Source organism: Cyanothece sp. BG0011, assembly GCF_003013815.1.
Taxonomy (GTDB): domain Bacteria; phylum Cyanobacteriota; class Cyanobacteriia; order Cyanobacteriales; family Microcystaceae; genus Crocosphaera.
This window is the reverse complement of record NZ_PRLH01000140.1, coordinates 32715-53715: the sequence shown is the minus strand read 5'-3', so window position 1 is coordinate 53715 and position 21001 is coordinate 32715. Positions and strand designations below refer to the sequence as shown.

Annotated in this window: 21 protein-coding genes and 1 pseudogene; 12 read left to right on the top strand and 10 right to left on the bottom strand. The window is 37.3% G+C overall.

Annotated elements, in window-relative coordinates:
- Nucleotides 1-546, top strand: a pseudogene (locus tag C4E06_RS17835) (1-deoxy-D-xylulose-5-phosphate reductoisomerase); the annotation flags it as partial.
- Between the two features lie 184 nt (nucleotides 547-730).
- Nucleotides 731-946 (top strand): hypothetical protein, encoded by a 216-nt coding sequence (locus C4E06_RS17830; protein ID WP_107669281.1) that lies wholly within the window; start codon nucleotides 731-733, stop codon nucleotides 944-946.
- A gap of 141 nt (nucleotides 947-1087) precedes the next feature.
- On the opposite strand, the gene C4E06_RS17825 is transcribed toward C4E06_RS17830, so the two are convergent.
- From C4E06_RS17825 to C4E06_RS17800, 6 genes are all read right to left on the bottom strand, one after another.
- Nucleotides 1088-1462 (bottom strand): nuclear transport factor 2 family protein, encoded by a 375-nt coding sequence (locus C4E06_RS17825; protein WP_107669282.1) that lies wholly within the window; start codon nucleotides 1460-1462, stop codon nucleotides 1088-1090.
- Nucleotides 1463-1644: 182 nt separating this feature from the next.
- The gene (gene asnS / locus C4E06_RS17820; RefSeq protein ID WP_107669280.1) at nucleotides 1645-3036 is read right to left on the bottom strand and encodes an asparagine--tRNA ligase; all 1392 of its coding nucleotides are present in this window, start codon (nucleotides 3034-3036) and stop codon (nucleotides 1645-1647) included.
- A 266-nt stretch (nucleotides 3037-3302) separates the two neighbouring features.
- Entirely contained in the window at nucleotides 3303-4553 is a 1251-nt protein-coding gene (locus tag C4E06_RS17815; RefSeq protein WP_107669279.1) for a cytochrome P450, read from the bottom strand.
- 317 nt (nucleotides 4554-4870) lie between these two features.
- Nucleotides 4871-5089, bottom strand: coding sequence for a type II toxin-antitoxin system HicB family antitoxin (locus C4E06_RS17810; RefSeq protein ID WP_107669278.1), 219 nt, complete (start codon nucleotides 5087-5089; stop codon nucleotides 4871-4873).
- A gap of 135 nt (nucleotides 5090-5224) precedes the next feature.
- Nucleotides 5225-5935: a GDSL-type esterase/lipase family protein gene (locus tag C4E06_RS17805; RefSeq protein ID WP_107669277.1), complete on the bottom strand. Its 711-nt coding sequence runs from the start codon at nucleotides 5933-5935 to the stop codon at nucleotides 5225-5227.
- 178 nt (nucleotides 5936-6113) lie between these two features.
- Nucleotides 6114-6512 carry a tetratricopeptide repeat protein gene (locus C4E06_RS17800; RefSeq protein WP_198648782.1) on the bottom strand — a complete coding sequence of 133 codons (399 nt, stop codon included), beginning with the start codon at nucleotides 6510-6512 and terminating at the stop codon, nucleotides 6114-6116.
- A 267-nt stretch (nucleotides 6513-6779) separates the two neighbouring features.
- On the opposite strand from C4E06_RS17800, the gene C4E06_RS17795 reads away from it, so the two are divergent.
- The 4 genes from C4E06_RS17795 (at nucleotide 6780) to C4E06_RS17780 (ending at nucleotide 10012) form a co-directional block, all read left to right on the top strand.
- On the top strand, nucleotides 6780-8249 hold the full coding sequence (locus tag C4E06_RS17795) for a pitrilysin family protein (protein ID WP_107669275.1): 1470 nt from the start codon (nucleotides 6780-6782) through the stop codon (nucleotides 8247-8249).
- A gap of 179 nt (nucleotides 8250-8428) precedes the next feature.
- The gene (locus C4E06_RS17790; RefSeq protein ID WP_107669274.1) at nucleotides 8429-9133 is read left to right on the top strand and encodes a MotA/TolQ/ExbB proton channel family protein; all 705 of its coding nucleotides are present in this window, start codon (nucleotides 8429-8431) and stop codon (nucleotides 9131-9133) included.
- A gap of 3 nt (nucleotides 9134-9136) precedes the next feature.
- A complete protein-coding gene (locus C4E06_RS17785; protein ID WP_107669273.1) occupies nucleotides 9137-9559 on the top strand; it encodes a biopolymer transporter ExbD in 423 nt (140 codons plus the stop codon).
- A gap of 9 nt (nucleotides 9560-9568) precedes the next feature.
- A complete protein-coding gene (locus C4E06_RS17780) occupies nucleotides 9569-10012 on the top strand; it encodes a biopolymer transporter ExbD (RefSeq protein ID WP_107669272.1) in 444 nt (147 codons plus the stop codon).
- 1 nt (nucleotide 10013) lies between these two features.
- On the opposite strand, the gene C4E06_RS17775 is transcribed toward C4E06_RS17780, so the two are convergent.
- Nucleotides 10014-10979: a hypothetical protein gene (locus tag C4E06_RS17775; RefSeq protein ID WP_107669271.1), complete on the bottom strand. Its 966-nt coding sequence runs from the start codon at nucleotides 10977-10979 to the stop codon at nucleotides 10014-10016.
- A gap of 241 nt (nucleotides 10980-11220) precedes the next feature.
- Between C4E06_RS17775 and C4E06_RS17770 the strand changes: the two genes are divergently transcribed.
- The 5 genes from C4E06_RS17770 (at nucleotide 11221) to C4E06_RS17750 (ending at nucleotide 17438) form a co-directional block, all read left to right on the top strand.
- Nucleotides 11221-12159, top strand: a complete 939-nt coding sequence (locus tag C4E06_RS17770; protein WP_107669270.1) for a PstS family phosphate ABC transporter substrate-binding protein — start codon at nucleotides 11221-11223, stop codon at nucleotides 12157-12159.
- Between the two features lie 3 nt (nucleotides 12160-12162).
- Entirely contained in the window at nucleotides 12163-13092 is a 930-nt protein-coding gene (gene pstC, locus C4E06_RS17765; protein ID WP_107669269.1) for a phosphate ABC transporter permease subunit PstC, read from the top strand.
- Nucleotides 13093-13103: 11 nt separating this feature from the next.
- The gene (gene pstA, locus C4E06_RS17760) at nucleotides 13104-14057 is read left to right on the top strand and encodes a phosphate ABC transporter permease PstA (RefSeq protein ID WP_107669268.1); all 954 of its coding nucleotides are present in this window, start codon (nucleotides 13104-13106) and stop codon (nucleotides 14055-14057) included.
- Complete coding sequence (gene pstB / locus C4E06_RS17755) at nucleotides 14051-14848, top strand: phosphate ABC transporter ATP-binding protein PstB (RefSeq protein WP_107669267.1); 798 nt, start codon at nucleotides 14051-14053, stop codon at nucleotides 14846-14848. Before pstA ends, pstB begins: the two co-directional genes overlap by 7 nt.
- Before the next feature lie 100 nt (nucleotides 14849-14948).
- A complete protein-coding gene (locus C4E06_RS17750) occupies nucleotides 14949-17438 on the top strand; it encodes an alpha/beta hydrolase (RefSeq protein WP_107669266.1) in 2490 nt (829 codons plus the stop codon).
- Nucleotides 17439-17572: 134 nt separating this feature from the next.
- Here C4E06_RS17750 and sipA read toward each other — a convergent pair whose 3' ends face one another.
- Nucleotides 17573-17818: a regulatory protein SipA gene (gene sipA, locus C4E06_RS17745; RefSeq protein ID WP_107669265.1), complete on the bottom strand. Its 246-nt coding sequence runs from the start codon at nucleotides 17816-17818 to the stop codon at nucleotides 17573-17575.
- Nucleotides 17818-18285: a low molecular weight protein-tyrosine-phosphatase gene (locus tag C4E06_RS17740; protein ID WP_107669264.1), complete on the bottom strand. Its 468-nt coding sequence runs from the start codon at nucleotides 18283-18285 to the stop codon at nucleotides 17818-17820. The genes sipA and C4E06_RS17740 overlap by 1 nt, the downstream gene beginning before the upstream one ends.
- Before the next feature lie 147 nt (nucleotides 18286-18432).
- Here C4E06_RS17740 and C4E06_RS17735 point away from each other — a divergent pair, with 147 nt between their 5' ends.
- On the top strand, nucleotides 18433-19842 hold the full coding sequence (locus C4E06_RS17735) for an SGNH/GDSL hydrolase family protein (RefSeq protein ID WP_107669263.1): 1410 nt from the start codon (nucleotides 18433-18435) through the stop codon (nucleotides 19840-19842).
- Nucleotides 19843-20052: 210 nt separating this feature from the next.
- Here C4E06_RS17735 and C4E06_RS17730 read toward each other — a convergent pair whose 3' ends face one another.
- Nucleotides 20053-20988: a glycosyltransferase family 2 protein gene (locus C4E06_RS17730; protein WP_107669262.1), complete on the bottom strand. Its 936-nt coding sequence runs from the start codon at nucleotides 20986-20988 to the stop codon at nucleotides 20053-20055.
- Nucleotides 20989-21001 lie beyond the last annotated feature (13 nt).

Genomic DNA, 21001 nt, shown 5'->3' with positions numbered 1-21001 from the left:
AAAGGATTAGAGGTGATTGAAGCTCATTTCTTGTTTGGAATGGACTACAAAAATATTGATATTGTTATCCATCCTCAGAGTATTATTCACTCTTTAATTGAGGTGCAAGATACGTCAGTTTTGGCTCAGTTAGGGTGGCCCGATATGCGTCTTCCTTTATTATATGCCTTATCTTGGCCCGAAAGAATTTATACGGATTGGGAAACATTAGACTTAGTTAAAGCCGGTAGTTTAACCTTTAGAGAACCGGATCATGATAAATATCCTTGTATGCAGTTAGCTTATGCGGCTGGCAATGCAGGGGGGGCAATGCCGGCGGTTTTAAATGCAGCCAATGAGCAAGCGGTAGCGTTATTTTTAGCAGAAAAAATTGCCTTTTTAGATATTCCTAAAGTGATTGAAAAGACTTGTGATACTTTCCGAGATGATAATCCTTCTCAGCCTAGTTTAGCCGATATTTTAGAAGCAGATAAGTGGGCAAGAAAAATGGTTTTAACGGCGGCTGAGGCATTAGGAACAGAAAATAAAGTTGTTTCTCTAAAATAGTGACAGTTATCGTCTGGAAAAATAGATTATTGTAGGGGCTTAATATTATATTGTAGGGGCTTAATATTATATTGTAGGGGCTTAATATTATATTGTAGGGGCTTAATATTATATTGTAGGGGCTTAATATTATTAAGCCCTCTTGTGTTAAAGTAGAACTATTTTATAGATTAAACTTGATAAAATGCCTATCAATTTAATTTTATTTGTGGCTGCTTTATTGGTGTCTTGGTTGGTGTTTCGTTGGCTGTTTACTGTCATTAAGTCAACGGCTACCACCGCTATAACCATAGCAGTTATTATACTACTGTTACAAGTTGGTTTTGGTATTGATTCTCAAGATTTATTGAGAGAAATGATTAATCTTCCTCAAAGGGTTCAAAACCTTTTTAACCAATAATTTTGTATAAATTAATGGGCAAAAAATCCAGTTAGTAATAAGGGTAATAAAATCAATAAACTGATAATTAATACAGCAGTTTGTGGACTAATAGGAATAATATTCTTTTCTTTTTGGGGTTCTTTCATTTGTAGTTTCCTCCTACATTAATTGTGATTTTAATTGATTTTCGTCCCAATAAGCTTTAACTTCTGTAATTTTTCCTGCTTCATTGAGTTTAAAAGTGCTAATCCCTTCGGCGTTAGCTTGTTTGCCATTCTTGGAAACAACGGTCATTTTCCATTTTACCGCAACTTCGTTATTGACGATAAATAAAGATTGTCTTTCTATCTCAAATTTACTATAAAAATTAGTGAGAATAGTGAACAATTTTTCTGAATCTTTTTCGGGGTTTAAAGCAGGTTTTCCCACGGGATCATAAATAGCTGCACCTTCAGCTAAACAGTCTAACCAACCTTGAGGATTCATGGCGGCCAAACTGTTATAATACTCTGAAATTGTGGTTTCTATTGACATAATTTTCTCCAGGGGTAGGGTGGGCAAAGGGTTGAGAAATAAGATCAACTCAGATAATTTTATCATTTGCCAACCTTGCTGTTACAGGTTGTATTTATATTGATGAAATGAGGTGGGCAGTTTATATTTATAATCGTTTATTTTCCTCTGATAATTAATAACTGCCCACCCTACAAAATAATTTAAAATTCTGCACTTAAGGGGGTACGAGGGAAAGGAATTACATCCCGAATATTAGCCATTCCTGTCATAAATTGGACGACTCTTTCAAACCCTAAACCAAATCCTGCATGGGGAACACTTCCATATCTTCTTAAGTCTAAATACCACCACAAATCATCAGGAATCAGACCCATTTCATTAATTCTTTTTTCTAAAATATCTAGTCTTTCTTCCCGTTGAGAACCGCCGATAATTTCGCCAATTTTCGGGGCTAAAACGTCCATCGCAGCCACCGTTTTATTATCATCGTTTAAGCGCATATAAAAGGCTTTAATTCCTGTGGGATAATTAGTAACAATTAAGGGCTTTTTAAACAATTCTTCGGCTAGATATCGCTCATGTTCCGATTGTAAGTCAATGCCCCATTCCACAGCATATTCAAACTTTTTAGTAGACTTTTCGAGTAACTCTATCGCTTTGGTGTAAGTAATTCTTTCAAATTCATTGTTAATGATGTTATCTGCTGTTTCTAACACAGATTTGTCAATACGTTTATTGAAAAATTCCATATCTTCGGGACAAGTTTCTAACACATAGTTAAAAATGTATTTTAAGAATGCTTCGGCTAAGTCTTGATCTCCTTCAATATCACAAAACGCCATCTCTGGTTCGACCATCCAAAACTCAGCCAAATGACGAGAGGTGTTAGAATTTTCTGCCCGGAAGGTAGGCCCAAAGGTATAAACATTTTGAAAGGCCATAGCCATCACTTCCGCTTCTAATTGTCCACTTACCGTTAGATAAGCTTGCTTACCAAAAAAGTCTTGAGTGTAGTCTATTTTTTGTTGTTTATCAACAGGAACTTTGCTTAAATCAAAATTAGTTACGGTGAATAATTCCCCTGCCCCTTCGCAGTCACTAGCGGTAATAATGGGGGTATGAATCCAAATAAAATCCCGTTCTTGAAAAAATTGATGAATTGCCGTTGCACAAGCATTTCTGACGCGCATCACTGCCCCTAAGGTATTGGTCCGCGATCGCAGATGGCCAATGGTGCGTAAAAATTCAAAGGAATGGCGTTTTTTCTGAAGGGGATAGGTTTCGGGGTCAGATGTGCCATATACCTGCACTGTAGCAGCCTTTAACTCGATGTTTTGGCCTTTTCCGGGGGATTGTACCAGGGTTCCTGAAACTTCCACAGAAGCCCCTGTATTAAGGAGTTTGAGAGCATCTTGATAGTTGGGGACACTTTCATCGAGAACCACCTGTAAACTGTTGAGAGAGGAACCGTCATTAACTTCCATGAAAGCAAATCCTTTTAATTCCCGTTTAGTGCGTACCCACCCTTGAATAGTAACGGTTTCGTCGGGTTTACCGTGTCTTAAGATGTCTCTAACTCGTTTAGTTTGCATTATTTATTGAATGGTTTATCAATTTATTGCTTGATTATTTTAGCAAATTTTGTTCTTAACTCTAGTAATAATCAAAGAAAAGCCACTCAAAAAAGACTCATAAGTTTATCCCTAACCTTATTGTCAGAAATAACTATCTATCGGCTTCTTTAAGAATTCCTGATTGTTGAGTAATAATCTTGATAGCTAGGTCAACTTCTTTAACCGTTCCTTTGATCATTACTAGAAACATTTTCTCTCCTGACTCCTGTATTCTGACTCCTTCTTCAATAACATACCTTTACTTTGTCAATTACGAAACCACTAGCAGGAATCGTCGGCATTCTTAAATGGTTAATTCGTAAATCTTGTTCAGGTACATTATAGTTTATCGACTCAATTAAAAAGCGCATCGTTACCTTTAGTAATTCAATGGTAATCCATTCCCCTGGACAACGATGATTTGTGTGATAATCTCCACCTCCTTGGGGAATAAATTTAAAAGAATCTAGCTCAGAAAAATTAAGAAATCGTTCCGGATCAAAAACATCATGTTTATCCCACGATTGAGGATCACGGTTCGTTCCATAGAGATCCAGCAATACTCTGGTTCCTTGGGGAAAATGATACCCTTGCCAATCAAAGTCTTGACGAACACGGGCAGCGGCGAAGGGAAAAAAGGGATAAAAACGGCGAATTTCTTCAACAAATGCCTGTAAATAATCGTCACTTTCTAAAAGTTTGGGGCGACATTCTGGATGTTCATGTAAAGCCAATGCCCCAAAAGTGATATAACGATCAATGGCAACGATAGGACGTAAAACATTAATTAATTCAACGGCTACGACTCGTTTATCCAGTAATTTTCCTGATAGGTCACGATGATTAGCAAAAATATAGATCGGGCTAGTTTCAGGAACGTTTAACTGATGATTCCGCACGTTTTCGATGATAGTTTCTATCCATTTTTCATTCTTTTGGCGGGCCTTTCTCCCTTGCCAGTGCTTTGGTCCAACTACTCCAGAACCTGCGATCATGGCTTCAAACTGTTCGCTTCTAAGCTTTACCTCAGACTCTTCAAGAGGCACACCTACCCAAGCGCAAGCAGCACGACATAAAACTTCTCTAGCTTCGTCAAACAGGACAATTTTATCCATGTTTTCCCATTTTTTGCCATAATTATGCCATTGTTGTTGGGTCAAAGTGGCTAGTTCTTGAATGCCTTCCTCACTCATCAAACTCATAAACATTTGTTTGCGATGTAGATGAGCATCCCCGTCCATTCCTTGAATGGATTTTTCTCCGAATAAGGTTTTTTTAACCCTGTCGGGAGCCGCATTTTCGCGAGTAAATTTTGTTTTATCGTAAAAAACTTTAGCAGCTTCTTCTCCTTTAAAACAGATCGTTTTTTCGAGCATTAGCCGAGTTTGGAAAATATTAGATTGATAACGTTTGCATCGTTTAGAGATAAAATCATAACCGTCAAATAGTAAGCCCAAGCTACTATCAAATCCTTTATCTTTAGGTATTGTCTTCATGACTTTTCATCCTCTTATTTTGGCACGTTAAGCTGACTACAAATGTTAAGGTATCTAATCTGTACATTTATAGTATTAGAGATAGACCCTTAAAATATCTCTCTAAATGTAGAAATTAATGAGCAGGTTATCAGAGTGTAGAGTTTAGGGGAACTGTAGAACCGATTCGAGTTATTTGGGGGTTATAATAAGTTAATTAGTAAAAGTAGTGAATAATCAAAAATATTGAATCAATCTGCTTTGAAAATCCCAAGTCTCAGAAAAGAACTTGATTAACTAAAATATAAAAGAAAAAAAAGACAAAGAAAATAAATTTATTAAACAATTTGTAACGTTTTTGGTTTAGGAATTGTTTGACCTTCTGCTTGCCATGCTTCTAAATACATTTCAATAATTTCTTCTCCATTTCGCATTGCTTCTTCACGGGTTTTTCCATGAGTACAAGGCATAATAACTTGTTCAGAAAATTCGGGAATGGTTACTAGAAATAATTGATCATCTTCAGACCACTCAATAATCATACTATACTGATTCATGATTCTTCATTCTCCCTTAATTGTTGTAATTCAATGAGTAATTTTGTTAGTAGTGCAAGCATCTTGCTTGCTATTTTTTTCGCTAGTTTTTTAGTTAGCTATTTTTCTAGTTAGTGAGCAATGCCCACCCTACAGTTAAACGATCGCTGATACACTACTCATATTTAATTGCTGTAATGCTTGCCAATTCAAAATATCATCATACAAGGATTCATAGCCTTTAACATTGGGATGTAATCCATCATTAATTAACCGTGACTTGACATAATCTTCCCCTCTTCCTAACCATAAATCAAAAATATCTAGATAAGGAATATTACGAGACTGACAGGCTTTTTTAGTCACTTCTTTGTAACGATATTGATCAAAATGATTAAAATAAAAACAGTCGATAAAGGGCATTTTTTCTTCATCTACAGGAACCATTCCCACAAAATAAACAGGAGATAATTGCTGCGCTTGATCTAATAAATTCTCTATTTCTTGTTGATAAGTCTCAAAATCTGTAAATAAACGCCCATCAGGCCGTCTCAACCTGGCCGAATCATTCACCCCAACGGAAAGCATAATCACATCAGGAACCCGGTTGCGTAACTCGCCTCGATAGCGATATTCCCCTTCTAACCGTTGGGCCACTTGATGGGTGCGATCGCCTCTTACCCCCAAATTATATAACACATGACCCTTTTCTTGCGCCATCCACTGACGACGTAACCTCTCAACCCATCCACCCCCAACGGGATCACCATACCCATACACTAAACTATCTCCTAACGCCACGATTCTCAATGATTGCTGGTTAAAAGATGAATTCCAGATTTGGCTAGGGGTTGCGACTGTTGACATCCAGGAGACTCCTAAAATGATTTGTAATGTAACTTTATATTTCGATACGAAAATTCATTTTAGCTCAATTCCGTCAAAATGCTTAGTCAAGGGAATTTAGAATTTAAAATGAAGAATGTAGAATTATTCCCAAGCTTGATAAATTAAGGGGCTTGAGTTAGTGAACAGTTACCGATTATCAATTGAGAAGATTATCAATTTCTGGATAACGAGAGGTGTGGCCTTGTTGTTTTAAGAGTGTTTTAGCTTTTTGTAAATCGGCGATCGCTGCGTTACGATCGCCTAATTGTAAATAAACTTTTGCCCTTTCGACATAAATATCTGCCATGGTTTGATTAAGGGTTAACGCTGTAGAAAAATCCTCTAAAGCTGCTGGATAATTATTCATCTTAGCGTAGGCAATCCCTCGATTATAATAAGCTTCAACTTCTTGGGGATCAGACTGTAACACTTCTGTAAAAAGAGCGATCGCCCCTTGATAATCCCCTTTAATTCCTTTTTCCATCCCTTGAATTAATAAGTCATTGAGACGGGGATCAGAAATATAAGTTTGAGTAATTATTTGAGAATTTGCCATTAAAATATTGTTAAGAGAATCCCTCCCTTCTGGAGTGGGTAAACAAGAAGTAAGAACAAGAAGAAAAGGTAACAATAAGACCTTATTTGTAGCGGATAAAGACACGACTAATTCCAAAAGTATGAGTAAGTTAACTATTGGTATAGCAAAAAAATTGAGTCATTAGCAAATGATAGAAATCCCCTTGAACGGCAACAAGACAAAAGAAGACTTATGATAAGAGAGTAAAATAATAGTTTCATCACACAAAAATTTTTAACCGTTTCTATGATTGACATCTCTATAAAACGATTTCGCTGGTTAGGGTTAGTGGTAATAACAACCTTGCTAGTCTTAATTTTTCGTTTACCGGCCGTTGCTCAAACCCCCAGACATTACACCGAGTTAGAGTTTCCCCCGTTACCTGAAATATCCCTTCCCCAATACGAACGCTACCAACTCGACAACGGGATGGTGGTTTATTTAGTAGAAGATCATCAGTTACCTTTAGTGAAAGGGAGTGCGTTAATCAAGACTGGATCACGACTTGAACCGGCCCAAAAAGTGGGTTTAGCTGAAACCACCGGGGCCTTAATGCGGTTAGGGGGAACCACAAAACATTCTAGTAATGACATTAACGAACTCTTAGAACAACGGGCCGCCAGGGTAGAGGTGAGCATTGGAACCAGTTCTGGGAGTGCCGGGTTTAACACCCTAACCGAAGACTTAGAAACTGTTTTTAATCTCTTCAGTGAAATTGTACAAGAACCTGCTTTTTCCCCTCAATTTTTAACCTTAATCAAAACCCAACAACAGGGTCAAATTGCCCGTCGTAACGATGATCCAGGGGACATTGCCAGTCGAGAGTTAGACAAATTGATCTATGGGGAAGAGAGTCCCTATGCTCGTACCACTGAGTATGAAACCATCGATAATATTAGTCGTGAGGATGTGGTGGCCTTTCATCAAAAATATGTACGGCCCGAAAACATGATTTTAGGGATCGTCGGCGACTTTGATCCTGAAACCATGAAATCCTTGATTGCCAATACCTTAGGAAAGTGGCAACCGACCACCCCAGACCCAGACATAAACGTTCCCTCAGCCCAACAAAAACAAGGCCAGGGAGTGTTTTTCGTCAATCAACCTCAATTGAATCAAAGTAATGTGTTATTGGGGCATTTAGGGGGAAAATTTAATAGTCCTGATTATCCGGCCTTAGCGGTGGTGAATGGTTTACTGAATGGGTTTGGGGGTCGTTTGTACAATGATTTGCGATCGCGTCAAGGCTTAGCCTACAGTGTCTATGGTTATTGGAATGCAGCCTATGACTATCCTGGGATCTTTATTGCCGGGGGACAAACTGCATCTCAAACGACGGTACAGTTTATTAATTCTTTGATCACAGAAATTGAACGAATACAAAACAATCCCATTGAACCCGATGAATTAGACTATGCTAAAGAGTCGATTTTAAACTCATTTGTCTTCAAGTTTGAGAACCCTAGTCAAACTTTATCTCGTCTGATGGCCTATGAATATTATGGGTATCCTCAAGACTTTATTTTTGACTATCAAAAAGGGGTAAAAGCAACCACTATTGAAGATGTGCAACGGGTGGCACAAGAACATCTTAAACCAGAAAATCTGGTTACTGTCGTGGTGGGGAATGAACAAGAAATTAATCCGCCTTTATCCCAACTGGGACAAACCGTTACCTCCATTGATATCACCATTCCTGGAGAGGCTAAAAGTTAATATAATTCGTAGGGGCTTAATAATATTAAGCCCTCATCATATAGGGTTTTTAAATTATATTAATCGAGTAAACCTCTGCTGATTTCTGACTTGATTAACCTTAGCTTTGTTTAACTGATTTTAACCTTACTGTTAAATAATGGTTTCTGTTTAAGTGAAATAGTAAACTTTAAGGTTAAATGACTCATATTTACGACTTATTTCTAAAAGGAGGCCCTGTGATGTGGCCCCTATTAGCTTTATCTGTTTTTACCATCACCATTGCCTTAGAAAGAGCTTGGTTTTGGATTCGATTGTTAAGCCAAGAAAATCCCATTGTTAGTGATGTTTTAGAGACGGCTCGTTACGATCTCCTACAAGCTCAAAAAATCGCTCAACACGCCCGTTTTTTGCCCATTGGACGCTTTTTATTAGCCCCTCTACAACTGAAAAAACCAAGCCCTGAAACCTTTCGTTTAGCAATGGAAGCTAGAGGCGATCGCGAATTTATTCAAATGAGAAAAGGGGATAAATTTCTCGAAACTGTGATCGCAGTTGCCCCATTATTAGGATTATTAGGAACAGTAACGGGACTAATTACAACTTTTAATAATTTAAAAATAGGAGAAGGGGCAAATTTAGCAGAAACCTCTCAAGCTGCTTCTGGTATTTCTGAAGCGTTAATTACCACAGCAGCCGGAATGATAGTGGCTATTCTTGCATTATTAATTTATCGTATTTCTGTTACTTTGCAAAGTGGACAAGTTGAGTATTTTGCTGAAGTGGGTACAGAATTAGAGTTAATTTATCGACAGTTTTGGTATGAGCCAGAATTAGAAGAAAAACAAGCAATGTCTCCTGCTTTACCCCCTGTCAATACAGTTAATATGGACAATTACCAATAAAAAATGAAATTTAAACAACAACGATCTTCGTCTGTCCCGGAAGTTAATTTAGTGCCTATGATTGATGTTTTAATGTCAGTCTTACTCTTTTTCATCATTACTTCTATGACCTTAACTAGCCAAATATTAGGCAATATTAATGTTCCAGGAATAGAAAATAATCGCAATACTGAACAACAAGACACTAATCAACCCACCTTAATTATTGGAATAGACAAAGATAAAAATTTATTTATTGGTGAGGAAATAGTTAAGGAAGAAGAAATGCTGCAAAATGTCTCTATTTTCTTAGATAAAAATTTATCAGGAGAAGTCATTATTAAAGCAGATGAAGAATTATCTTATCAAGATATTTCGCAGTTATTAAATAAACTGAGTAAAATAAGTGAAAAGCAAGTATTCTTAGCAATTGACAAAGAAAGTTGAATGTAAATTATGCGATTTAAAAATCAAAAGTCTCAGCAATCCATCCCTAGTATTAATTTAATACCGATGCTTAATGTAATGATGTCTGTATTAGCATTTTTTGTGTTGGTTTCGATGAATTTAACTACCAGTCCTCAAGGGGTTAAAGTTGAATTACCTAGTGATGAAGAAACAGCAGAAACATCAATGGATACAGAAAGTAAAAATTTAATTGTTACATTGAAATCTGATGATAGTTTTACGATTAATCAATATGAGCAAAGAATAGAAACAGTAGAACAACTAAAAATAATTGTTCAAGACTATTTAATGAAGCAAAAAACAGGAACCGTTTTATTAATGGCAGATAAAACAGTCTCTTATAAACAAGTTATCGAGATTTTAATTCAATTAAAACAGTTAGAAAAAGAAAGAGTTTCTTTAGCAATTACAGCAGAAAATGAAGAATCATAATTTATTCAAAAGGTTGAGAAGTTTGGGAGTTATTAGGGTTATTAATCCATAAAACTAATAAAGCACCACTACCTTTTAATTTAACAACACTCATATAAAATGTAATGTCTGATGAGTTTTTAGCTTCATAGAATAAAGAATCACCATATTCTTCTTCTAATTGATTAATTTCAAACCCTAATTCATTTTTAACAACCGGTTCAATATAATCAAAATAAGCACCATAAGGACTGGTTTGAGGTATAGTTAGAAATCCTAATGTTTCTGGTTTGAGTTGATTTTCTTCTGTTAAAAAGAAAGGAATATGTTCTTCTCGAATAAATTGTATCGGTAGCGTATCAATATATTCTTTCATTGCGTCTAAATCATTACTACTTTTTTCTAAACGTTTTAAAATTCTTGGTCTTAATTCTTCTAATAAACTTGAACCTGCTTCCGAAGCAATTTCATTCTGATTTTCTAAATTATTTACATCGTTTTCTATTAATTCTTGATTAGGTGTAGGGGTTGGGGTTGGTGTCGGTGTCGGTGTTGGATTGGGTGTGGGTGTTTGTTTGGGAGTGGGAGACGGGGAAGGTTTAGGGGTGGTTTGTAAGGGGGTTTTCTGAGGAGTTGGTGTAATTTGAGGAGTGGGAGAAGGGGTAGTAATTCTGGGAATTTGTCGAGGGGGTTGTCTGGGTTGTTGTCTCACTTTTGGAAGACTTGGGATAGGTGTTGGTGTCGGAGTCGATTTAACTTTCGGTGGTGTTTTAGGGTTGTTAGGAGACGGTTGAGGAGAGGGAGGAATTAAACGAGTAATTTCTACTTTTTCTTCAATTTCTTCTGTCTTATTTTCTTCTAATTCAGGAGAAGAAGGAAGGGGTAAGCTTAAAAACCCAATATGAAAGATTAGGGAAAGAAAAAACATCGGTCGAAACAAAAAACGAAACTTTAATAATAGATTGTAAATTGGTCTGATTAAGGTCATTTTTCTAAAATCGCAAAATTTCTTTTTAGATAATAAACATAAATTTGCTATTTTTTTGTTATTAATACAGTTTTAACTAAAAAATAATTTTTAAACTAAATTTAGGTTAAAAACACAATAAATATTAGTAAAGTTAATCTATTTTTTACTATTTTTTAACCCTAATTAATACTTTTTTTGAAATAATAGATCGGGCTTACCTTTGAATGACAAAAATTAACCCATTAGGAAATAATCAGCGATGAACATTAACGTAAATGGTTGGCTTTTTGCCGGTGCATTTGCATTAGGCTTATTCTTAGTTAACTTGAGTAATATTCCTGTTAACTCCCAAGGTCGTCAGGTCATCAAAATTGATGGTTCTAGTACGGTTTATCCCATTACTGAAGCGGTGGCCGAAGAGTTTCAGAATAAAAAACGGGGTGCGGTTCAAGTAACCGTTGGGATTTCTGGAACGGGTGGTGGTTTCAAAAAGTTTTGTTCTGATAACGAAGCGGTAAAGACAGACATTTCTAATGCTTCTCGACCCATTAAAGATAGTGAGAAAGAAATGTGTGCAAAAGCAGGAGTTAAATATATGGAAATTCCTGTTGCTTATGATGCCATTACTGTTGTTGTTAGTAAAGATAATCCTTTAACAAATATTACAACAGCAGAACTTAAAAAGATGTGGGAACCGGCTGCTACTAATAAAATTACTAGATGGAATCAAGTTAATTCTAGCTGGCCCAATGCTCCCTTAAAGCTATATGGACCCGGTGCAGACTCAGGAACCTTTGATTATTTTACTGATGAAGTTATCGGTAACTCAGGGGATAGTCGCACTGATTATACTCCCAGTGAAGATGATAATGTATTAGTTCAAGGGGTGGCTAATGATAAACAAGCATTAGCTTACTTTGGCTATACCTACTACGAAGAAAATAAAAATAAGCTCAAAGCTTTAAAAATTAATGGGGTTGCTCCTTCCTCTAAAACCGTGAGTGATGGAACTTATACACCTTTAGCTCGGCCTATCTTTATCTACGTTAATCTTGACGCAGTAAAAAGTAACTCTGCTGTTAAAGAATTTGTAGAATACTATTTAGATAGTGCGCCGGAATTAGTTAAAGAAGTTCGCTCTATTCCTCGCACTGACTATCAAGCACATAAGCAAAAATTAGCTCAAGCCATTCGCTAAGTTATGACACCAATTTTATCTAAAGATAATAGGAATGGGCAAATTTCTAATAGTGTTTTTCGGAATATTCGAGAAAGTATTATAGAGTTTGCCCTTTTTCTAGCTGCTTTATCTTCAGTAGGGACAACCTTCGGTATTTTGTACATTTTAGTTACAGAATCTTGGCTTTTTTTTCAGCAAGTCCCTATTATTAATTTTTTAACGGACACTCAATGGACTCCTTTATTTAACGATAAACATTACGGCATTTTACCCCTGCTTTCAGGAACTTTAGTGACTTCAACCATTGCTTTATTGGTGGCGATTCCATTAGGAACCACTGTGGCTATTTATTTAAGTGAGTTTGCTTCAGTACAATTGAGAGAATGGGTTAAACCAATCTTAGAATTATTAGCAGCTATTCCTACAGTGGTTTATGGGTACTTTGCCCTATTAGTAGTCACTCCTTTACTACAAAAAGTATTTACTAATCTACCCACTTTTAATATGTTAAGCGGTGGTTTAGTTATGGGTTTGATGATTTTACCGTTAGTGAGTTCAATCTGCGAAGATGCCATGAGAGCGGTTCCTGTGGTCTTAAAAGAGGGGTCTTATGCGATGGGAGCAACCCGTTTACAAACTGCCTTAAAAGTGGTCTTTCCTGCTGCTATTTCAGGGGTTGGTGCAGCTTATATTTTAGGAGCTTCTCGTGCCGTTGGTGAGACAATGATTGTCGCCATTGCATCGGGTTTATTACCTCAATTAACCTTAAATCCTTTAGAGCAAGGGGCAACCATTACCGCTTATATTGCCCAAGTTAGTTTAGGGGATTTACCCCACGGAACAGTAGAATATCAAACAATTTTTGCTGCTGGTTTAACGTTAGTGATAATAACATTAATTCTCAATGTTATTGGGTACTTTTTGGCAAAACGTTATCGAGAAATTTATTAAGTTTTAGGTCTATGTCAGAGAAACATTTAGTTAATGATATTTCTAAACGTAAGCTGATAGATAGTTGCTTTGCTATTTTAGGATTATTGATTATTTTTGTAGCTATTTTCATTTTAGTGGGATTAGTTTTACAAATATTTATCGCAGGTTTACCCCGTTTAACCCCACAATTTTTTATCTCTTTTCCGAGTCGTAAAGCAGAGCAAGCGGGAATTCTTTCGGCTTGGGTTGGCACCAGTCTAGTTATGTTTGTAACCGCCTGTGTTGCCATTCCCCTTGGCATCGCTTCGGGTATTTATTTAGAAGAATATGCTCGCAAGAATTGGCTATCAGCGATTATTGAAATTAATGTCACTAATTTAGCTGGTGTTCCCTCCATTGTTTATGGTTTATTAGCATTAGGATTGTTTGTCTATCAATTTCAGTTAGGACAAAGTGTTTTAACCGCAGGATTAACCTTAGCATTGTTAATTTTACCTGTGGTTATTGTTACCACTCGTGAAGCAATTCGAGCCATTCCTATTAGTTTAAGGGAAGCTTCCTATGCCGTTGGTGCAACGAAATGGCAAACCATCTGGGATCATATTTTACCCTATTCTTCTGGCAGTATTTTAACGGGAATTATTATCGGTTTAGCCCGTGCTATTGGTCAAACTGCCCCTTTAATTACCATTGGCGCATTAACTTTTATTGCCTTTTTACCCGAATCACCCTTTAACAGTGAGTTTCCTTTTTTACCTCTGGAAATGACCTTTCCTTTCTTCAATTTTCAGAAATTCTTTGCCTGGTTAAATGCTCCTTTTACCGTTCTACCTATTCAAATGTTTACCTGGGTATCTCGTCCTGAACAAGATTTTCAAGTGAATGCAGCAGCAGCAGGAACGGTGTTATTAATGATGACTTTAGGCATTAATGGACTTGCAATTTATTTACGTTATCGTTTACGTCAAGGTATCAAATGGTAGACAATTTTTCTAATAATTCTCATCATTTAGAAACTATCAACCCGAAAGTAGAAGTTAAAAACTTTAATTTTTACTATGGAGATTTTCACGCTATTAAAAATGTTAGTTTTAGGATTCCTCAGCAAAAAGTAACGGCTTTAATTGGTCCATCTGGTTGCGGTAAAACGACGTTATTACGATGTTTTAATCGTTTACACGATCTCTATCCAAATAACCGTTATGAAGGGGAAATACGCCTTGATTCCTTAAACATTTTAAGCCCTAAAGTTGACCCCATTGAAGTGAGAATGCGAGTCAGTATGGTCTTTCAAAAACCGAATCCTTTTCCTAAGTCAATCTATGAAAATGTGGTCTATGGTTTGAGAGTTAGGGGAGAAACAAATAGAAGTATTTTAGATGAAAAAGTAGAAAAAGCCCTACAAAATGCTGCCTTATGGAACGAAGTCAAAGATCGTTTACATAAATCAGCTTATGACTTATCTGGAGGCCAACAACAACGCTTATGTATTGCTAGAGCGTTAGTAACAGAACCGGAAGTTATCTTATTAGATGAACCTACATCTGCTCTTGATCCCATTGCTACTAATAGTATAGAAGAATTAATCAGTCACTTACAAGAAAAAGTAACCATGATTATTGTCACCCATAGTATGCACCAAGCAGCTAGAGTGTCTGATTATATTGCTTTTATGTACTTAGGAGAAATGATCGAATTTGGCCAAACCGATGCTATTTTTTCTGCTCCAGAACAACAGAAAACCAAAGATTATATTACGGGTAGAATTGGTTAATTGAAGGGAATAAGGAATAAATAATTAAGCTAACTTGATTTAGCTTAGTAGATCGTAGAAAATAAAGAATTAACAATTAACTTGATACGATCGCATATCAATGAATCTTAAAAAAGTATGTAAATCCCTATTTTATTCTCTCACTTTTTTAATATTACTCGGACAAGGAAAACCGATTCTTAGTGCAGAAAGAGTCGTTTTTAACCTTTCGGTGTTAGGAGAGTTTACCGTTTCTCTCGATTCCTTGGAAAAGTTTGAAAAAACGGGAGAAATTTCCTCAGATTTAGCAAAATATACTAATTATCTTGATGAAGCTACCTTAAATCAGTTTCGAGGACTGCTACAGAAACGCTTTCCTGTTAGTCCTGTGCTTGTTTCTAATTTTACTAAAGTTGGGATCGGCCAAACTCTCCTTAAACGGGTAGGAGACTTAGTGCAAATGGAAGGAAATACCAACGGATTTTACGCTTTACGGTCATCTTTAGTCCTTTCTGCGGCTGACCCTGAAGGGGTTGGCATCATCAACGTTTTACGTCGTTTTCCTCGCCGAGACGTAAGACTCGAAACCGATGGAATGCTAGAATTGCTCCAAGCTTTCACTGCTTTATCTGACTATACCCAAACCAGTATTAACGCGATCGCTCAACAATCTAACAACGAAGCAACAACAGAAAAATTCGGCAATTTAGATCAATTAACCGATTTACGGAAAGTTGGGCAGTTTAAAGCGCAAAAAAAGATAATAACCTTTGAAATTGCTAATCTTCGTCAAACTAATCAAGGACTGACTACCCATTATCCTTTAGAAGTCGACTTTTATCTTCCTCAAGGAAAAGAAACCCCATCTCCTTTAGTCATTATTAGTCATGGATTTGGCTCTTATCAAGGAAACTATAGCATTGCGGAGCATTTAGCATCCTATGGCTTTGCTGTGGCCGTTCCTCGTCATATTGGTAGTGATTTAACCTATCGCGAGGACTTTTTACAGGGAGAAGTACGAGTTGTCCTCAGTCCCATGGAATTTGTCAGTCGGCCCCTAGATATTAAAAACCTCTTAGATGAACTAGAAAAACTGGCTAAAACGAATACATCCTGGGTTATGGGGATAGATTTAAACAAAGTGGGTGTTTTAGGTCATTCTTTAGGGGGATCGACCGCTTATTCCCTGGCAGGGGCTAATATTAATCATCAACGACTCGCCCAAGACTGCGAACAAAAAAATCCCCTATTGAATTCGTCTCTATTTCTGCAATGTCGTGGCAGTTACTTACCCCAGCAAACCTATAACTTAGGAGATGAGAGAATTAAAGCGATCGCTTTGGCCCATCCTTTGGGAAGTTCTCTGTTTGGTCCTGAAGAAATTAAAAAAATTGATATTCCCACCCTCATTGTCGGAGGGAGTCAAGACTTAGTGACCCCTATGATGATCGAACAAGTTCATCCTTTTATCTGGCTAAATACCCCCAAAAAACACCTTTCTGTGATGGTTCCGGGGACTCATTTTTCCAGTACCTTAGAAAGCGATACCGAAGGCGTGGAAGGACTTCCTAAATTTTTAATTGGTGATAATGCAGACTTAGGAAACGCTTACCTCAAAGGGGTAACGGTGGCATTTTTTGAAGCTTATCTTAACCAAGATAATAACTATTTACCCTATCTTAGTGCATCCTATAACCAGCAAATTAGCGAAGAAAAATTAACCCTACAGACGATCCAATCTCTGACCCCTGAACAACTCGAACAAGCTTATCAAGACACTCCTCCTGTGGCCATTATTCCGTCCCCTATCCAACAACAAACCAATGTTACCGCGTCAGGATCAATTATGGAAGAAATCGCCAATACTGGGGTTCTTAAAGTAGCGTTGAGGGGAGATGCGCCTCCCTTTGGCTATATTAATAATGAGGGAGAATGGGCAGGATATTGTACCGATTTTATTGATGAATTAGGGGAATATTTACAAGAAAATTATGATATGAACACTGCAATTGAAGTGGTTCAACTGGCTTCTAATTTAGATAACCGGTTTGAATTAGTCAAAGAAAAACAAGCTTATTTAGAATGTGGACCGAATACCATTCGAGAGGAGCTATCTGAGGTTAGTTTTTCTAACTTTTTCTTTTTAACAGGAACACAGTTTTTAATAAAAGTCAATAACTTAGGTAAAATTAATCCGTTTCAATCTTTGATGAATGTTAATATCGGAGTCTTAGAAAATACGACAACAGAACAATTTATTACTGAAAAATATCCTCAAGCAAACCGAGAAAGATTTAACGCTTCTTATGGCAGAATGAGTGGAATTGAAGCATTAGAAAAGGAACAAATTGATGTCTTAGCCAGTGAGGGAATTTTACTGCTTGGGGAAATAAAACGTCAATCTTTATCCCAAGAAAACTATCAACTGATTCCTCCTCAACCATTAACTTGTGAATATTACGGGCTAATTCTACCCCATGATGATCCTCAATGGAAAACGATTATTAACGAATTTATTGCCAGTCAAGCAGAGGCAGAAATTTGGAATCAATGGTTTAAATCTGAAGTCCCTTATGTTTTGAATGATTTAGATGATTGTATTAATCGTTAACGCCCCTACCCCCCCTGCCCCCTACCCCCCCTGCCCCCCTTTTAAAGGGGGGTGTGGGGGGTGTGGGGGGTGTGGGGGGTGTGGGGGGTCTAAAGCCCCCATCATACGCCGTCCCCATTCCCCATTCCCTTTACCTAAACATCCGTATGAGATTCTTGGATAGTGGCAACAGCAAGGTATTGACTTTCCATCAAAAAGGTTCCTTTCTCGAATTTTACCCCCCAATAACCCCCAGGACGACGGTTCATAACAATGCCTTCGTCTCCAATGTCTAAAATGTCAGGGGGCCGTAACATGGGCATGGGATCAGCAGTTTTGAGATAGGGAGGTTTACTGACTAAAGAGACTTTACTCCCCACCGCAATTCGTTGTTCATCCATTACTTTAAAATTTCCTCTAATAAGCCGTCACAAGCATCTAATAATAAATTAATAACATGATCAAACCCCGCTTCCCCTCCGTAGTAGGGATCAGGGACTTCGCGATCGCGATGTTGACTGGCAAAATCACACATTAACCTGACTTTATCTTTGTAAAGGTTATCGGGGTCAAGTTGTAAAATGTCCCGATAATTGGAACGATCCATGGCTAAAATCATGTCAAACGTTTCAAAATCAGACACATCAAACTGTCTGGCTTGTCCCACTAATTTTATACCCCGACGGGCTGCGGCCGCTTGCATTCGTCGATCAGGGGATGCCCCAATGTGATAACTAGAAGTTCCAGCAGAATCACAGATAATTTTGCCTTCTAGCCCTCTTTCTTGGATTAAATAGTTCATAATATTTTCTGCCGAGGGAGACCGGCAAATGTTACCCAGACAGACAAATAGTAATTTATACGCCATAAATTTTACAAATGATGGTTAAACTAAGAAATTAGTAAATTTACAGGGGAAACCGCCCTTGAACATCTCCGGTGGATTCTTGACCCAATTCAATGCTAAGGTTTGACCAATAATTTTGTAAACCTATTTTTACAGAGGAACCATTTAATGTTGAAATTACCGAAAAAAACCCGTTCTTACGGTTCTTATTACAATAGTTCTTACTACAATAAGGGAAAAACTCGGCCTAAGATATCGTTACTGGGGATTATCATCGCTTTACCTGTGTTGATTATTCTCTCAGAATTTCTCGCCCAGACTTATTTAGGGATCACCGGAAAAGGAGACACCAGCAAAGGGACATCTCCCCTGATAGAAGCCTATAAGTTACAGTTTCGTACCGCCACCGATAAACCCATCGAGGGACTGAAAAATCAAGGTAACTTGGTGATGGAACGGAGTTCAACCACGGGATATGAATTGGTTGACGGCCAAAAAAGCGAATTTTTCTATATCAATGAACAGGGGTTACGGGATAATGATCCGGTTCCAGTCGCTAAACCTAAAAATGAGATTCGCATCTTTGTCTTAGGGGGTTCAACGGCCTTTGGACAGTTAAACCCTAATAATGACAGTACCATTAGTCATCAATTAGAAGCCCGTCTTAAACAACGGGTCAATCAGCAGAAAAGTTCCCCCTCCACCTATCGTCCTGATGTTTTTCCCTTTTTTGTTCCGTCACGACAAAAATTGATGAAGTTACCTCCTAAAATTCGGGAAGGCAATTATCGGGTGATTAATGCGGCTGTTCCGGGTTATACCTCCGGTAATCAGTTGTCTCAATTGGCCCTAAAAATTCTCCCCTATCAACCGGATTTAATTGTGGTTTTAGATGGCTACGAAGACATGATGTTACCCAGTAGTCAGTCACAAACAGATGTGCCTCAGATTGATGAATTTTTAGCTGATGCTAAGGCGCATTTTAAGAATTCTTTGAATTTTTCGGCGGATGAATGGATTAAAAATACGGGGTTAGTCAGAACTTATAATTCTTTGACCAATCCTAGCAATAATAGCCGTCCGGCGGTGGAGACTAGCTTACCTATTAATACCGATGGCAAGGCTTTAAAGCATTATTTACCTGATAATCAAGAGGAGTTAAATCGTCGGGTTGATCGTTATCGAGAGAACCATCAACGATTAATCCAAATGTCGGCTAGATTAGGCATTCCCGTGGTTTTGGCGGTTCAACCAGAAATTACGTCTCGTCCCCTAGAAAAGCTTTCTTCGGATGAAAAAGCTATCCGCGATCGCTTAGGAAAAGAATACCTCGAAAAATTTCCTAACGCTTATAAGGAGTTTGTTAAGGCAACTCAACAACTTGGTCAAGCTTATCCAAAAAATGTTAAAGTTTTGAACTTCTATCAAAGTAATTCTAATTTTCCCACTCCCATGTTTAGTGATACCGTTCATTTAACTGAAAAGTCTAACACTGTCCTAGCAGAAACCCTTTATCATGCCATTACCGCTTGGGAAAAAATACAAATTATTCCCCAAAATTACTATTTGAAAAATTAAGGAAAAAAGTAGGGGTCAAAGGAATTTAGAATTAAAAATTTAGAATGTAGAATTATACCCCATTGATAAATCAAGGCCCATGAGTTAAGAAAAAAATTTTTCTATCCACGAATAAATTCGGGGTCTTGTATCCGATTTCCCTAATAATTCTTCATTCTTCATTCTTCATTCTCTTCGGTTAACGGCCGTTAACCCCTACCCGAGTTAGGATTAATGATTAGTAGTTTCTCGGTATGCAGCATAAACCCCTTGCACGTTATACCAGTTAAGAAAAATTCGTGCAATTTCTAAGGCGAGTTGGGGCTTTCCTTTATTAATTAACCATTGTAAAATGGGGGCAAGGGTACGCTCATTTAAAGTCCCCCCTAAGGATAAAATTCCCCATAAAATACGATGGAGTAAGGTCATTTGGATCATTAAACGAACTTCAAAAGTGGGATGTTTTTCATAGAATAAAACCCCCATTCTTCCCCGTTGAATTTCTTTGTCGATTAAGTTAGGAATTTGCGCTAAATTAAAGGGAGGATGCCAATGATAACCCACTGCCTCAGGGCATTTAATTAATTTTAAACCTAACTGTTTTAATCTGACCCCCAGTTCTAAATCTTCCCATCCATACAGTTGAAATCTGGTGTCAAATAACCCGGCTTTTTCTAACCATTTTTTAGCGATCGCTACATTTCCCGTAGCAAAATAAGCAGCGGAAAAATCCGTTATTTTATAGGGTTCAGAGGTGGGATCATCAAAGTTACAAGTATTAATAACGGCCCCATAGGTAAATAAGCGATCGCTATCTAATGTTTTCTCTCCTTTAATTAAAGCGTTAGCATGGCATTCTAAAAAGGTTTCTGTTACCACTAAATCGCTATCAATAAAGATAATTATATCACCGTTTGCCTTAGTTACGCCTAAATTTCTGGCTGCGGCTGGACCCAAATGATCTTGAGAAAAACGATGAACATGAGGAAAAGTTTCTTTATTTTTCTCTAACCATTCTAGGGTTCCATCCGTCGATCCATCATCGACTAAAACCACTTCGTAATCACTAATTATAGTATCATTGAATTGTTGTTTTTCTAAAGCCTTAAGGCATTTTTCTAAAATCGGTTTACGATTGTAAGTAGGAATGACAACACTTATAAACACAGCTTTTATAATG

What these genes read in the sequence shown, in the direction of transcription:
- C4E06_RS17800 (WP_198648782.1), bottom strand. Translation starts at nt 6,512, where the DNA reads ATGGCAAATTCTCAAATAATTACTCAAACTTATATTTCTGATCCCCGT.
- C4E06_RS17740 (WP_107669264.1), bottom strand. Translation starts at nt 18,285, where the DNA reads ATGGCGTATAAATTACTATTTGTCTGTCTGGGTAACATTTGCCGGTCT.
- C4E06_RS17750 (WP_107669266.1), top strand. Translation starts at nt 14,949, where the DNA reads ATGAATCTTAAAAAAGTATGTAAATCCCTATTTTATTCTCTCACTTTT.
- pstB (WP_107669267.1), top strand. Translation starts at nt 14,051, where the DNA reads ATGGTAGACAATTTTTCTAATAATTCTCATCATTTAGAAACTATCAAC.
- C4E06_RS17780 (WP_107669272.1), top strand. Translation starts at nt 9,569, where the DNA reads ATGCGATTTAAAAATCAAAAGTCTCAGCAATCCATCCCTAGTATTAAT.
- C4E06_RS17830 (WP_107669281.1), top strand. Translation starts at nt 731, where the DNA reads ATGCCTATCAATTTAATTTTATTTGTGGCTGCTTTATTGGTGTCTTGG.
- C4E06_RS17785 (WP_107669273.1), top strand. Translation starts at nt 9,137, where the DNA reads ATGAAATTTAAACAACAACGATCTTCGTCTGTCCCGGAAGTTAATTTA.
- C4E06_RS17735 (WP_107669263.1), top strand. Translation starts at nt 18,433, where the DNA reads ATGTTGAAATTACCGAAAAAAACCCGTTCTTACGGTTCTTATTACAAT.
- asnS (WP_107669280.1), bottom strand. Translation starts at nt 3,036, where the DNA reads ATGCAAACTAAACGAGTTAGAGACATCTTAAGACACGGTAAACCCGAC.
- pstC (WP_107669269.1), top strand. Translation starts at nt 12,163, where the DNA reads ATGACACCAATTTTATCTAAAGATAATAGGAATGGGCAAATTTCTAAT.
- C4E06_RS17775 (WP_107669271.1), bottom strand. Translation starts at nt 10,979, where the DNA reads ATGACCTTAATCAGACCAATTTACAATCTATTATTAAAGTTTCGTTTT.
- C4E06_RS17805 (WP_107669277.1), bottom strand. Translation starts at nt 5,935, where the DNA reads ATGTCAACAGTCGCAACCCCTAGCCAAATCTGGAATTCATCTTTTAAC.
- C4E06_RS17815 (WP_107669279.1), bottom strand. Translation starts at nt 4,553, where the DNA reads ATGAAGACAATACCTAAAGATAAAGGATTTGATAGTAGCTTGGGCTTA.
- C4E06_RS17810 (WP_107669278.1), bottom strand. Translation starts at nt 5,089, where the DNA reads ATGAATCAGTATAGTATGATTATTGAGTGGTCTGAAGATGATCAATTA.
- C4E06_RS17790 (WP_107669274.1), top strand. Translation starts at nt 8,429, where the DNA reads ATGACTCATATTTACGACTTATTTCTAAAAGGAGGCCCTGTGATGTGG.
- C4E06_RS17770 (WP_107669270.1), top strand. Translation starts at nt 11,221, where the DNA reads ATGAACATTAACGTAAATGGTTGGCTTTTTGCCGGTGCATTTGCATTA.
- C4E06_RS17795 (WP_107669275.1), top strand. Translation starts at nt 6,780, where the DNA reads ATGATTGACATCTCTATAAAACGATTTCGCTGGTTAGGGTTAGTGGTA.
- pstA (WP_107669268.1), top strand. Translation starts at nt 13,104, where the DNA reads ATGTCAGAGAAACATTTAGTTAATGATATTTCTAAACGTAAGCTGATA.
- sipA (WP_107669265.1), bottom strand. Translation starts at nt 17,818, where the DNA reads ATGGATGAACAACGAATTGCGGTGGGGAGTAAAGTCTCTTTAGTCAGT.
- C4E06_RS17825 (WP_107669282.1), bottom strand. Translation starts at nt 1,462, where the DNA reads ATGTCAATAGAAACCACAATTTCAGAGTATTATAACAGTTTGGCCGCC.